The organism is Mesorhizobium sp. M0862 (assembly GCF_040319795.1).
Taxonomy (GTDB): Bacteria; Pseudomonadota; Alphaproteobacteria; order Rhizobiales; family Rhizobiaceae; genus Mesorhizobium.
Map to the genome: position 1 here is coordinate 307,612 of NZ_JAMYOJ010000005.1, position 12,361 is coordinate 319,972.

Annotated in this window: 17 protein-coding genes; 10 read left to right on the top strand and 7 right to left on the bottom strand. The window is 63.7% G+C overall.

Features of this window, described 5'->3' with window-relative positions; all coding sequences use genetic code 11:
* Positions 1–76: 76 nt before the first annotated feature.
* Positions 77–337 carry a hypothetical protein gene (locus tag NKI15_RS10535; protein WP_023670174.1) on the bottom strand — a complete coding sequence of 87 codons (261 nt, stop codon included), beginning with the start codon at positions 335–337 and terminating at the stop codon, positions 77–79.
* Between the two features lie 280 nt (positions 338–617).
* Here NKI15_RS10535 and NKI15_RS10540 point away from each other — a divergent pair, with 280 nt between their 5' ends.
* On the top strand, positions 618–1,004 hold the full coding sequence (locus NKI15_RS10540; protein WP_023684533.1) for an ester cyclase: 387 nt from the start codon (positions 618–620) through the stop codon (positions 1,002–1,004).
* A 6-nt stretch (positions 1,005–1,010) separates the two neighbouring features.
* On the opposite strand, the gene NKI15_RS10545 is transcribed toward NKI15_RS10540, so the two are convergent.
* Positions 1,011–1,418: a DUF3168 domain-containing protein gene (locus NKI15_RS10545; protein ID WP_023670173.1), complete on the bottom strand. Its 408-nt coding sequence runs from the start codon at positions 1,416–1,418 to the stop codon at positions 1,011–1,013.
* Between the two features lie 217 nt (positions 1,419–1,635).
* Between NKI15_RS10545 and NKI15_RS10550 the strand changes: the two genes are divergently transcribed.
* Positions 1,636–1,845 (top strand): hypothetical protein, encoded by a 210-nt coding sequence (locus NKI15_RS10550; RefSeq protein WP_023727640.1) that lies wholly within the window; start codon positions 1,636–1,638, stop codon positions 1,843–1,845.
* 7 nt (positions 1,846–1,852) lie between these two features.
* Complete coding sequence (locus NKI15_RS10555) at positions 1,853–2,044, top strand: hypothetical protein (protein ID WP_023684535.1); 192 nt, start codon at positions 1,853–1,855, stop codon at positions 2,042–2,044.
* A 43-nt stretch (positions 2,045–2,087) separates the two neighbouring features.
* Here NKI15_RS10555 and NKI15_RS10560 read toward each other — a convergent pair whose 3' ends face one another.
* Positions 2,088–2,354: a DUF1488 family protein gene (locus NKI15_RS10560; protein WP_023727641.1), complete on the bottom strand. Its 267-nt coding sequence runs from the start codon at positions 2,352–2,354 to the stop codon at positions 2,088–2,090.
* Positions 2,351–2,614 carry a hypothetical protein gene (locus NKI15_RS10565; RefSeq protein ID WP_023670169.1) on the bottom strand — a complete coding sequence of 88 codons (264 nt, stop codon included), beginning with the start codon at positions 2,612–2,614 and terminating at the stop codon, positions 2,351–2,353. Before NKI15_RS10565 ends, NKI15_RS10560 begins: the two co-directional genes overlap by 4 nt.
* A gap of 247 nt (positions 2,615–2,861) precedes the next feature.
* Here NKI15_RS10565 and NKI15_RS10570 point away from each other — a divergent pair, with 247 nt between their 5' ends.
* The 3 genes from NKI15_RS10570 (at position 2,862) to NKI15_RS10580 (ending at position 5,217) form a co-directional block, all read left to right on the top strand.
* Positions 2,862–3,224, top strand: coding sequence for a co-chaperone GroES (locus tag NKI15_RS10570; protein ID WP_023727642.1), 363 nt, complete (start codon positions 2,862–2,864; stop codon positions 3,222–3,224).
* Positions 3,225–3,288: 64 nt separating this feature from the next.
* A complete protein-coding gene (gene groL, locus NKI15_RS10575) occupies positions 3,289–4,917 on the top strand; it encodes a chaperonin GroEL (protein ID WP_023687238.1) in 1,629 nt (542 codons plus the stop codon).
* A gap of 135 nt (positions 4,918–5,052) precedes the next feature.
* Complete coding sequence (locus NKI15_RS10580) at positions 5,053–5,217, top strand: hypothetical protein (RefSeq protein WP_023687237.1); 165 nt, start codon at positions 5,053–5,055, stop codon at positions 5,215–5,217.
* Positions 5,218–5,229: 12 nt separating this feature from the next.
* On the opposite strand, the gene NKI15_RS10585 is transcribed toward NKI15_RS10580, so the two are convergent.
* Together NKI15_RS10585 and NKI15_RS10590 are read right to left on the bottom strand one after the other, a co-directional pair.
* Positions 5,230–6,783 (bottom strand): trimethylamine methyltransferase family protein, encoded by a 1,554-nt coding sequence (locus NKI15_RS10585; protein ID WP_023754804.1) that lies wholly within the window; start codon positions 6,781–6,783, stop codon positions 5,230–5,232.
* The gene (locus NKI15_RS10590; RefSeq protein WP_023727644.1) at positions 6,765–7,070 is read right to left on the bottom strand and encodes a glycine cleavage T C-terminal barrel domain-containing protein; all 306 of its coding nucleotides are present in this window, start codon (positions 7,068–7,070) and stop codon (positions 6,765–6,767) included. Before NKI15_RS10590 ends, NKI15_RS10585 begins: the two co-directional genes overlap by 19 nt.
* A gap of 127 nt (positions 7,071–7,197) precedes the next feature.
* Here NKI15_RS10590 and NKI15_RS10595 point away from each other — a divergent pair, with 127 nt between their 5' ends.
* The 4 genes from NKI15_RS10595 (at position 7,198) to NKI15_RS10610 (ending at position 11,963) form a co-directional block, all read left to right on the top strand.
* Positions 7,198–9,357 carry a transglycosylase domain-containing protein gene (locus tag NKI15_RS10595; RefSeq protein ID WP_023687235.1) on the top strand — a complete coding sequence of 720 codons (2,160 nt, stop codon included), beginning with the start codon at positions 7,198–7,200 and terminating at the stop codon, positions 9,355–9,357.
* A 73-nt stretch (positions 9,358–9,430) separates the two neighbouring features.
* Positions 9,431–10,015, top strand: a complete 585-nt coding sequence (locus tag NKI15_RS10600) for a DUF1214 domain-containing protein (RefSeq protein WP_023670163.1) — start codon at positions 9,431–9,433, stop codon at positions 10,013–10,015.
* Positions 10,008–10,556 carry a DUF1254 domain-containing protein gene (locus NKI15_RS10605; protein WP_023702197.1) on the top strand — a complete coding sequence of 183 codons (549 nt, stop codon included), beginning with the start codon at positions 10,008–10,010 and terminating at the stop codon, positions 10,554–10,556. The genes NKI15_RS10600 and NKI15_RS10605 overlap by 8 nt, the downstream gene beginning before the upstream one ends.
* Positions 10,557–10,952: 396 nt before the next feature.
* A complete protein-coding gene (locus tag NKI15_RS10610; protein WP_352514204.1) occupies positions 10,953–11,963 on the top strand; it encodes a hypothetical protein in 1,011 nt (336 codons plus the stop codon).
* Here the strand turns inward: NKI15_RS10610 and NKI15_RS10615 are convergent.
* Entirely contained in the window at positions 11,950–12,297 is a 348-nt protein-coding gene (locus NKI15_RS10615; protein ID WP_023698568.1) for a DUF1491 family protein, read from the bottom strand. The genes NKI15_RS10610 and NKI15_RS10615 overlap by 14 nt on opposite strands.
* Positions 12,298–12,361 lie beyond the last annotated feature (64 nt).

The following is a 12,361-nucleotide window of genomic DNA, read 5'->3' on the forward strand; positions in this document are numbered from 1 at the left end:
GTCAGGCCTGTTGATGGGTCAGCTATAGGCCGATTCCGGTGGTCTGGGAAACGACCCTGCAAGGGGGAAGATTGGATCAGTTCGCCGGGACGACGATCTCGGAGCGGCGCGGACGCTGGCCGTCCTTGCCCGGCACAAGCACGACGATGACGCAGACCTCCTGGCCGCCACGCGTCGTCTGCGAAGCCTTGGCCAGCGTGCCGCCATTCTGCTCGGCAACCTGCTGGCCGATCGCGTAGCAATCCGCCGCGGCTGCCGGCGTCGCTTGCGACGCCAACAGGCCGGCCGCTGTGAGCGCCAGTATCGCGGTTCTGACATGAGAGCGAAGCGTTTTCATGGTCGGCGTTGTAACGCAACTGTGCTGAACGTGAAATGAACGGTAAACGGGTGAAAATCCATCCCCGCAATACCCCCTGCGCGCGCAACGAATGAATGCGATCCTACCGCCCAGTCCCTCAGACCGGGCAATGGATTCATAACCGGAAAACCGGCTGCGCGGCTATGGTGTTTGCGCGCAGGTTCTCAATTCGCAGCCAGATTGGGAACAGGTCAAGGCGAGACCATTCTGAAGGGCCGCCCTAAATAGCGCGGGAAACGCCAAATCATCGGAGTGCGCCATGACGGATAAAGACCTTGCCGACCTTTACCGGGGCTATATCGCTTGCCTGAATGCCCAGGACTGGGCGAAACTTGGAGACTTTGTCGGCGACGAGGTGCAGCACAATGGCGAAATGCTCGGCCTGTCGGGTTATCGCCGTATGCTCGAAGGCGATTTCGAGGCGATTCCCGACCTCCGCTTCAACATCGAACTGCTGGTCTGCCAGCCGCCGCGCGTGGCGGCGCGCCTGCATTTCGACTGTCATCCCAAGGGCGTGCTGTTCGGCCTGCCGGTGAACGGCAAGCGCGTGTCGTTCGCTGAGAATGTTTTCTACGAATTCGGAGAGGGTCGCATCCGCGAGGTGTGGTCAGTCATCGACAAGGCCGAGATCCAGGCGCAAATCTAGGTTGCTTCAATCACTTTGCTCGGTGAGGGCGCGTATCCGCAGCACCCCGTGGTAGAGCGCCAGGTCCTCGTCGTAGCGGGCCTCGGCGAACTCCAAGGACAGGCGGGTCTGGTCGCGCGAGCCGGTGGCGAAAGCGGCGCCGTCAAGGCGCGCCCGGATGCTGTCCATGATCAGACGCGTCTCGGCCTCGCCTTGCGCCTTCGACCAGACATGCAGCGTGATGAGCTGGTCGTCATCATTGTCGGCGCCGGTGTCCAGATCGAATGCGCTGGTCCTGCCATAGGTCACATAAGGGAAGGCGGCACTGTCGGCCGCCTGCTCGCGCAACCCGGCGCCGCCGAGCAGCGCCGTCAGCGAGGCATCGCTCTTCAATCTCATGAACAAGGCTTGCAGCAAATCGCCGGGCGCCGTCATCGTCGTCTCCGTTCGCCTGTCACGCTTTGAACAACCTCAGTTTCGCGCGCAACCTAACCGCGTTGCACGGATTTCGCCAGATGACGATCCGCCTGATGGAAGGCGGCGAATCGGGCGGCATGGCCCTTTCACGGACCGGGTTCTATTTGGCATGCGGGGAGTTTCAAGAAGGGTGTTATGAGGAGCCCTGTTTTCTCCGGCAATTCGAGGTCATTTCATGCGAACGCCACCGCTGCTGCCGGCTTTTGGAAAGCTCGGCGTCAAGCCCCCGGTCGCGATTGCGGCAGCACCCGCCCTGTCGAAGAGGACCGTGGCCCTGCGCATGCGCGAGATACTTTCAATGCATGGCGGCCTGGCCTTGAAGCTGTCGGTGGTGGCCTGGACAATCCTGATCCTGGCGGCGGCATTTTTCATGTCAAAGGCCTGATGCCGATATGACAAACCGCTACGCGTTGCGCATGGACGAGCCCGAGAGCTGGACTATCTTCGACATCTTCACCGGCCAGCCTGTCGAGCTTAAGCAACAGGTGATGGTGGCCATGAATTTGCGCGATGCGGAAGCGATGGCCGACCGCCTGAACAGCCGGGACGTCAAGCGGCGGGCAAAAGCCGACCGCAAGTCCTGACGCACGCTGATCTCAGCCGCTCTGATTGCAAGACGAACGCGCGCTAACCGAAATCCGCGGCTGTGAGCACATATATGCTCTTGCGGGTGCGGGCGTAGGCCTTGCTGGCAACGTCATGGATGGAGCTGGACGCGGTGTCGAAAGCCGCCAGATAGGTGGCTTCCGCGGTCGCCGTCCCTGATGGCGCCTTCGAGAGGGCATCGGCTGCGACAGAGAAGGAAATCTGGAACATGCCGTCGTGGCCGACAAAGCGGATGCGCTTGCCGGCCTCGTCATAGAAGCGACTTGGATTGGGGAATGTCAGGCTCATGACGTGCCCCCCTTCGGCGCGGCGGCGGCTTTCTTGACTGTCGCCCGCTTCTTCTTCGGTGTCGGGTTCAAGGCTTCCGCGACGCGGTCGGCCTCTTCCTTGGCCAGGCGCAATTCCCTGAGCCTTGCTGTCTTGATCTCCCTGGCCCTCGCTTCGGACATGTAGTCGGAGGTTGCCTTGTTGCGCTCGGCCGTCTTCTTCTGCTTGTCCATGAAGCGGGCTTCAGCTTTTTCCATGATGCTCTGATTGCCTTCGGCCATCGCCTAAATCTCCTTCGTGCCTGAAATTGTGAAATCGAACTTACGATATAAATAGCCACTTTTGCCTCGAAATTCAATTTTTTGAAATATCTAGGCGCCTCGCGACGTTTCGAACCCTGCAGACATCATAATACTTTTTAATATTTAATTTTGGCCACGAATAATTTTTGGCACTCCTATCTATCGAGTGCCAACACGCCTATAAGAACGGCGCGGTCGCCTATGCCGGCCCCAGAAAGAAGTTCTCATGAAGTTTCGGCCACTCCACGACCGCGTCGTCATCCGGCGCGCCGAAGGCGATGTCAAATCCAAGGGCGGCATCATCATTCCCGACAATGCCAAGGAAAAGCCGCAGGAAGGCGAAGTCATCGCCGTTGGGCCGGGCGCACGCGACGAAAACGGCGCGCTTGTTCCGCTCGACGTCAAGGCCGGCGACTTCATCCTGTTCGGCAAATGGTCGGGCACCGAGGTCAAGATCGACGGCGAGGACCTGCTGATCATGAAGGAAGCCGACATTATGGGCGTCATCGGCAAGAGCGAGACGGCCGCTATCGGCAAGAGCGGGACGGTCGTCACCGAGAAGAGCGTCAAAGCCAAGAAGGCTGCCTGACCGGCCTGGCTTTGCCAGGCTCCGGCGAGCCGCTTGCTTCACCACACCAACGGGATTGAAAAAAATGTCTGCCAAGGAAATCAAATTCGCCACCGACGCGCGCGACCGCATGCTGCGCGGCGTCGAGATCCTCACCAATGCGGTGAAGGTCACGCTCGGCCCCAAGGGCCGCAACGTCATCATCGACAAGGCCTATGGCGCGCCGCGCATCACCAAGGACGGTGTGACGGTGGCCAAGGAAATCGAGCTTGCTGACAAGTTCGAGAACATGGGCGCGCAGATGGTGCGCGAAGTGGCTTCGAAGACCAACGACCTCGCCGGTGACGGCACCACCACCGCCACGGTGCTGGCCGCATCGATCCTGCGCGAAGGCGCCAAGCTGGTTGCCGCGGGCATGAACCCGATGGACCTCAAGCGTGGCATCGACCAGGCTGTCGCCGCCGTGGTCAAGGACATCAAGGCGAAGGCCAAGAAGGTCAAGTCGTCGGCCGAGATCGCGCAGGTCGGCACTATCGCCGCCAATGGCGATGCCAGCGTCGGCGCCATGATCGCCAAGGCGATGGACAAGGTCGGCAATGACGGCGTCATCACCGTCGAGGAGGCCAAGACCGCCGACACCGAACTCGACGTCGTCGAAGGCATGCAGTTCGACCGCGGCTATCTCTCACCCTATTTCGTCACCAATGCCGACAAGATGCGCGTCGAACTGGAAGAGCCTTACGTGCTCATCCACGAGAAGAAGCTCGGCAATCTGCAGGCGATGCTGCCGATCCTCGAAGCAGTGGTGCAGAGCGGCAGGCCGTTGCTGATCATCTCGGAAGACGTCGAAGGCGAAGCACTGGCGACGCTGGTCGTCAACAAGCTGCGCGGCGGCCTCAAGGTCGCGGCCGTCAAGGCGCCGGGCTTCGGCGATCGCCGCAAGGCGATGCTGGAAGACATCGCCGTGCTGACATCGGGCCAGATGATTTCCGAGGATCTCGGCATCAAGCTCGAAAACGTCACCATCGAGATGCTTGGCCGCGCCAAGCGCGTACTGATCGAGAAGGACACCACCACGATCATCGACGGCGCCGGCACCAAGGCGACCATCCAGGCGCGCATCGCGCAGATCAAGGGCCAGATCGAGGAGACCACGTCCGACTACGACAAGGAGAAGCTGCAGGAGCGGCTGGCCAAGCTCGCCGGCGGCGTCGCCGTGATCCGCGTCGGCGGCGTCACCGAGTCTGAAGTGAAGGAAAAGAAGGACCGCATCGACGACGCGCTGAATGCGACGCGCGCGGCGGTGGAAGAAGGCATCGTGCCCGGCGGTGGCGTGGCGCTTCTGCGCGCAAGATCGGCTCTGGCCGGCCTGACCGGCGCCAATGACGATGTGACCGCCGGCATTTCGATCGTGCTCAGGGCGCTGGAAGCGCCGATCCGCCAGATCGCCGAGAATTCCGGCGTCGAAGGCTCGATCGTCGTCGGCAAGCTGTCCGACAGCAAGGACCAGAATCAGGGCTTTGACGCCCAGAACGAGGTCTATGTCGACATGATCAAGGCCGGCATCGTCGACCCGGCGAAAGTGGTGCGCACCGCGTTGCAGGACGCCGGCTCGATCGCCGCCCTTCTGATCACCGCCGAAGCGATGATCACCGACGTTCCGGCCAAGGATGCGGCGCCTGCGGGCGGCGGTGGCGGCATGGGCGGCTACTGACCATCGCCCGAAAATTGCCCGCTGGGAATCTGGGCGGGCATAAATCAAAACAGGCTGCCGGGGACATTTCCCCGGCGAGCCAGGAATTTCCGTCAGTCAGTCAAGACCAGTCATCAACGACAGGGAGATCGATAGATGATCACATTCGCCCCGAAGCCAAACGCTGTATCCGCGACCAAGCCGGCGGAGGAGAGCCGCTTCGATCGCATCCGCCGGATTGCCGCCGACAAGCACAGGCAGGCCGATGCCGGGCCGATTCGCCGCGAGCCGTCGAAGACCGGCGACAAGCGGCCGACGTGACGGCTGCCAACCTCACGACACCGGCAACGCTCCGCCCTCTTCGGTGCGGCGGGCAATGAACTCGTCGAGCACATCGGATGTGGCAACGGCCGACGCCGGCGGCTGGAAGTCGGCCAGCGTCCGCTTCCAGATGCCGGTGGCGCGCTCGGTGGCCGACTTCGAACCGGACTGCGTCCAGCTGCCGAAATTCGACCAATCGGCGACCAGCGGCTCGTAGAAGGCGGTGCGGTAGCGCGTCATGGTGTGGCCGGCGGAGAAGAAATGCCCGCCCGGCTGGACTTCAGCGATCGCCTCGAAGCCGATCGAATCCTCGTCGCCGGGGGTCGTAGCGCAGAGTTCGGCAACCGTCTGCAATGCCTCGATATCGGTGATCAGCTTCTCGTAGGAGACGCTGAGGCCACCCTCCAGCCAGCCCGCGGCATGGATGCAGACGGTGGCGCCGGCAAGCACCGAGCCCCACAGCGCGAACTGCGTCTCGTGCGCCGCCTGCACATCGGAAATGTTGGCCGCACTGCCGCCGCCGGACCGCCAAGGCAGGCCGGTGAAGCGCGCCAGCTGGCCGGCGCCCAGCGTCGCCTTGACGTGCTCGGGCGTGCCGAAGGCCGGTGCGCCGGACTTCATGTCGACATTGGAGGAGAAGGATCCGTAGACCACCGGTGCGCCCGGCCGCACCATCTGCGCCAGCGCGAGACCAGCCAGCGCCTCGGCATGCTGCAGCGTCAATGCGCCGGCGACGGTGATCGGCGCCATGGCGCCGGCCAGGCAGAAGGGCGTGATGACAGAGACCTGGCCGGCCCTGGCGAAGTCGATGATGCCTTGCGCCATCGGGATATCGAGCTGGCGCGGCGAATTGGTGTTGATCACGGTGTAGCAATGGACGCCGGCCAGGAACTCGTCCTGCGAGAGCCCGCGCGCCAGCCTGATCATCTCGAACCCATCCTCGACCTGCGGCGTGCCGCGGGCGAAGACGAAGGGGAACTTGTCCGACAGGGTCAGCTGCGCACGGTTGACGGCATAGTGGCGCAAATGGTTGTCGACATCCTGCGGCTCGATCCAGGGGCCGAGCATATGCAGCACGTCGAAATTCTGAACAAGCTTGGTCAGTTCTTCGAAAGCGGCGAGCGTGCCCGGACGCCGTCCGCGTTCGAGATCGGTGACGTTGGGCGCCCCGGCTCCGGCCAGGAACGTCATCGAGCCGAGCTCCAGCATGAGATCGCGGCTACGGTTGCCCGCCAGCGCCCGGATGGATTTCGGCGCCGAGGCCAGTGCCGCAGTGACAATATCGCGGCCGATGCGCACCATCTGGCTGTCCTCGTCGACCAGCGCACCGGCTTTGGCGTAGATCGCCCGTGCCTCCGGCAGCAGCACCTTGATGCCGAGCTCTTCCAGCACGCGCAACGCCGTGTCGTGGATGGCCGCGACCTGGTCGTCCGAAAACACCGGCTGCGGCAGGAACGGGTTCTTGAGCGAGCGATAGTTCGGGTGGCGGCTTGACCCGCTGCCGGCCTCACCGGTGTGCCCGCGCCGGCGCTCGCGCCTGGTCTCCCTTATAATGTCATCGACCATGGCCAAAACTCCTCATTGCCGCATCGCCTGCCCTCGGGGTCGTATGGCGAGGCCGGAATAATTCGCGCCGGCCGCTCGACGCCGACAATGTGCACCCAAAGCGCGGTCCCCTCCCCGGCGAATTCGTCGCCCAGCAACGTCAGCGCGACGCTTTTGCCTATTGTGTAGCCATAGCCGGCTGAGGCGACGAAGCCGACGCGCCGGCCCTTGTGCCAGACTGGCTCGAAGCCACTGGCGTCGGCATCGACGGCGTCGACCTCCAGCGTCACGATCCGGGCGGCGCTCAACAAACCGTGCGGTGTGGCCTGGCTGCCCTTGTGAGCCGGGCTGAAATGGAAGAATAGTCTTCGCCGGGTATGCCCGCCCTGAAATTGCCCGCTTGCGGTTCTCAGGTGGGTGGGGTGAGTTTCGGGAATGGCCAGTCCTTTAGAACGACGTCCAAGACGAAGAGGTCCGATCGCCGCCGCACTGCTGGCGGTGGACGCGTGGATCGATTCCTCGCTCTACGAAATCGGCTTCAAAGCCGGCCAGTTCTGGGAATCGGCGACCATTTTTTCGCGGCGCTTCCGAGTCACCGGCTGGCGACGCGGCATCATCGAGGTGCTGAGCGAAGGTTTTACGATGGGCGCCGGCGGCGTCGTCGTGCTGCTCGCACTCGCGATGCCGGCCTTCCAGATCACCACCGGCGACTGGCGCAGTCAGGGCGATTTCGCCGTCACCTTCCTCGACCGCTACGGCAACGAGATTGGCCAGCGCGGCATCATCCAGCGCGATTCCGTGCCTGTCGACGAGATGCCGGACCATGTCATCAAAGCAGTGCTGGCGACCGAGGACCGGCGCTTCTTCGAGCACTACGGCATCGACGTGCTCGGCCTGTCGCGCGCCATCTTCGAGAATGTGCGGGCCAATTCCGTCGTCCAGGGCGGCTCCAGCATCACCCAGCAGCTGGCCAAGAACCTGTTCCTGTCGAATGAGCGGACCTTCCAACGCAAGATCAAGGAAGCCTTCCTGTCGCTGTGGCTGGAGGCCAATCTGTCGAAGAAGGAGATCCTGCAGCTTTATCTCGACCGCGCCTATATGGGCGGCGGCACGTTCGGCATCGAGGCGGCGGCGGATTTCTATTTCGGCAAGAGCGTCAAGGATCTGAACCTCGCCGAGGCGGCGATGCTGGCCGGCCTGTTCAAGGCGCCGACCAAATACGCCCCGCACATCAACCTGCCCGCCGCCCGTGCTCGCGCCAATGTGGTGCTGTCGAACCTCGTCGATTCCGGTTTCATGACCGAAGGCCAGGTGCTGCAGGCAAGGCTGCATCCAGCCGAGATCGTCGACCGCGGCGAGCAGAAGAGCCCGGATTATTACCTCGACTGGGCCTTCGATGAGGTCAAGAAAATCGCCAAGCCCGGCCAGCATTCGCTGGTCGCCCACACCACTTTCGACGCCAACATCCAGAAAGCGGCGGAGGAATCCGTCGAATTCCATCTCCGCCAGTTCGGCAAGGAATACAACGTCACCGAGGGCGCCGTTGTAGTGATCGAGACCAATGGCGCGGTACGCGCCATTGTCGGCGGCCGCGACTATGGCGCAAGCCAGTTCAACCGCGCCACCAAGGCGCTGCGCCAGACCGGCTCCTCGTTCAAACCTTACGTCTACGCCACCGCCATGGAGCACGGGTTCACCCCGGACTCCGTCGTCTCAGGCGGGCCGATCAGCTGGGGCGGCTGGTCACCGCACAATTACAATGGCGGCTCGGCCGGCAATGTGACGCTGATCACGGCGATCGCCAAATCGATCAACACCGTGCCGGTACGGCTGGCCAAGGACTATCTCGGCATCGGCCCGATCAAGGCGATGGCCGAATCATTCGGCGTGGAATCGCCGCTGGAGTCGCACAAGACCATGGTGCTCGGCACATCGGGCATGACGGTCATGGACCAGGCGACGGGCTACAGCGTGTTCGCGCAGAACGGCTTCGCCGGCTCGCGGCACGGCATCACCCAGCTCGTCACCCGCACCGGCGATGTCGTCTACGACTTTGCCAAGGATGCGCCGGCGCCGCATCGGGTTCTGTCGGAACAGGCTTTGAAATACATGAACACCATGCTGGCTGCGGTGCCGGCGATCGGCACCGCGCGGCGCGCGCAGCTGCCCAACATCGTCGTCGCTGGCAAGACGGGGACGACGCAATCCTACCGCGACGCCTGGTTCGTCGGCTTCACCGGCAATTACACGGCTGCCGTCTGGCTCGGCAATGACGACTTCACCCCGACCCGCAACATGACCGGCGGCACGCTGCCGGCGATGGTGTGGCAGCGGCTGATGGTCTACGCGCACCAGAATATCGACCTGAAGCCGATCCCCGGCCTAGACAAGCCCTTCGTCGACGAAGAGATCGCGGCCAAAGCCGAGGAAGCGGAGAAGAAAAACGCCGATCAGGCAGCCGCCGATGCCGCGGCCGAGCGCCCGGCGGTGTTGTCCAGCCGCACGACACAGACGCTGCGCGAGATGACCAAGGTGTTCCAGACAGCGCCCGTGCTCGGCTCGCCGCAGACACCGGAGACCCTGTCGGCGCTTTGATTCCACAGCGCTGCTTGCTCTGTGGCCTGCCCCGCTATATCCCCGAACGATAATTCTCTCGTCCCGGTTCTTCATGCTCAAGACCGCCTTTTTCACGCTGCTTTCGCTTGCCATAGCCATCGGCCTCGGCGGCGGCAGCGTCTGGTATGCGCTGCAGGCGCAGAGCGGCGTCGGCGCGATCAGCATCGGCCAATGGACCGCCTTCCCCGAGATCGGCACGCAAGATGCCGACCCCTATTCGAAGGCGCGCGTGGCGCGCGAGGGCGTGCTGGCGCTCGGCAAGGCGGAAGGCTTGTCCTTCATCGCCGAACGCGATGCGGCCGGCGATGAGCTTCAGCGGCAATGCGACTACAGGATCGAAGGCAGTTTCCCGACCGCCCGGTTCTGGACGCTCTATGCCGCGGATCAATCGCTCGGCGTGGTCGACACCGGCAAGCCGAGGCTGGCGGCGCTGCAATCCTACCAGGTGCTGCGTCAGCCCGACAATTCGGTGATCATCGCCGTCGGCAACCGTCCGGCCCCCGGCAACTGGCTTCTGACCGAAGGTTTTGGCCGGATGTATTTCGTGCTCACCTTCTACGACACGCCGATTGCCTCAAGCACCGGCCTTTCCGACGTGTCGCTGCCCCGGATCGTCAAGGCTGGCTGCAATGCGTAGGTTGCTGCACGCCATCCTGCTCGGCCTGCTCGGCGCCGGCATCGTCCACATCGTGGTGCTTTTGCTGGTGCCGGAATTTACCGAGCGCGATGCCTGGTCACGGCTGGCGATGGCGTCCGACCTCTACAAGATGACCAGGCTGGATGCCGAGGCGGGCGGCGCGCCGGTGGTGAAGTCGGTGGATCCGCTGTTTTACGCCGCCGCCTGCCGCTTCGACCTTGCCGAAGGCGTGGTGCGGATCAAAGCGCCGGGCAGCGTGCCGTTCTGGTCGGTGTCGGTCTATGACCGCAACGGCCACAATTTCTATTCATTCAACGACCGCACGGCGACCGGCAACAAGCTGGACACCGTGGTGCTGACGCCGGCACAGATGATCGACGTGCGCAGGGAGCTTCCCGAAGACCTGCAAGGGGCGATCTTCGTCGAGGCGCCGATCGAGGAAGGCATCTTCGTCATCCGCGCCTTGGTGCCTGACGACAGCTGGAAGCCGGTTGTGTCGCAGTTCCTGGACCAGAGCTCCTGCGAACTGCAGGACTACTGACCTCACCCCGACGACCAGCAAATTCAGTGGTGCGGAACAGGCGTCCGTGGTGTGCCCGGCTGGTCCGCCGGTCGCGCCTGGCCCGCCAATGGCGGATGCTCGTAGCGGACGCCGGGGAAAATGATCACCGCCGCCGGCGTACCGGTGTCCTGAACTGCTCGATTGACTGGTGCCGATCGCGGCACGAAAGACAGTACCCTGCCCATGGTTCGCGTATTCCTCTCGGTTGCCCCGGAGCACAACGCAACGCCTCCAAATGTGATTAAGGCAGGCAGAGGGTTAACGGAGCGCTAACGGATCGCGGCTAATTTGATGTTTGTTCCAGGCCTAGCGCGAAACCGACACAGTTGCGGTTGAGCATGGTCCGGGTTGTGTCGAGTGTCGGGCGTATCTTCCGTGTCAGCTTCGGATTTCAGGCAAATCGCCATACGGACAGAATCGGGAAAAGCCGAAAGGCTGTTTCGCGCCGCCGTGTCGGCGTTCTGCTCGCTGACCCGCCCGTCGCGCCGCGAGATCGCCCAGCTCGAGGATCTGACGCTGCCGCTGTTCGACAGCGTGCCGGACGAATCGCGCCGCTATGTCGCCGCCGCCCTGTCCGAATGCGAATATGCGCCGGCCGCCCTGGTGCGGCGGCTTTGCGAGGAGCCGGTCGATGTCTGCGCGCCCTTGCTCGTCCGTTCGCGGGCGCTGGGCGACATCGACCTGATCGCGTTGATCGGCCGCCACGGCCTGCCGCATGCGCGCGCCATTGCCCGCCGCAAGGATTTGAACCCGACCATCGCGCAGTTGATCAAGGCGCTGGAAAAGCCGACCCTGGTGCGCGTGCGGCAGCCCGAGCCGATCGCCGACGTGGCGGGCGCCGACGCCGAAGCCGCTGCCGCCGCTCCCAGCGCACCAAAACTGCCCGGCAGCGCCGCCGAAACCGCCAGGCGCCGCCTGCGCTCGATGATGCTCGCCGAGGGCGAGGCGACATCGGTCAATCCCTTCGTCGGCTTAGCAACTTACAGCAAGCTGCGCGAGACGGCGCTGACCGGCAACGCCGCCTTCTTCCAGACCGCGCTTGCCGACGCGCTCGACATCGACTTCTCGACGGCGCGGTCGCTGACCGAGCATTCGAGCTATGTCTCGCTGCTCGCCGCGCTGCGGGCGCTCGACCTCAGTGAGGACAGGGCATTCCTGATCGTGGTCGCGGTTTACCCCCGGGAGTTTCCGCACCCGCAGGCGATCCGCATCTTCCTCGACCGCTACCGGCTGCTGCACCACGAGGCGGCGCTCGACAAGGTGCGCGGCTGGAAGGCCGAAACATTGTCGCGAGCGGTGCGCGGCAACACCCCTGTCGCCGCGAATGGCGACCAAGCGCCGGACGTCGACAAAGCCAGCTTAGGGGCCAGCCTCAAGGCGTCTTGACGGAGAGAAGCTCCTCGACGGAAACCGTTCCGGCCTCGATTTCGACCACCCAGATGTCGGGATCGAATTTTTTCTCCCGCTCAAGCCTGGCGTCAAGCGCGGCGGCATCGTCGCCGGCGCCGAGCAGCGTGAAAAAGCGATCATCCGGTTTGTCCGAATCGTAGCTCGTCTGCGGCGCCGGGCCGAACAGGGAGACGTCGCCCAGCCTGCCGCGGGAGAGCACGAAGACAGCGCCGGCCTCGGTCGCGCCGCGCTTGACGACGGCCGCAAAGCCGCCGGCGCCGAACACACGGCGCAGCAGGGCCGACACCCAAAACTCGGTGGTTACGCGCATGACGAGGCTCCGGAGGACATGCGCGGCGTCTTAGCCGGATTTTCGGCTATCCGCGAGCGGTCGT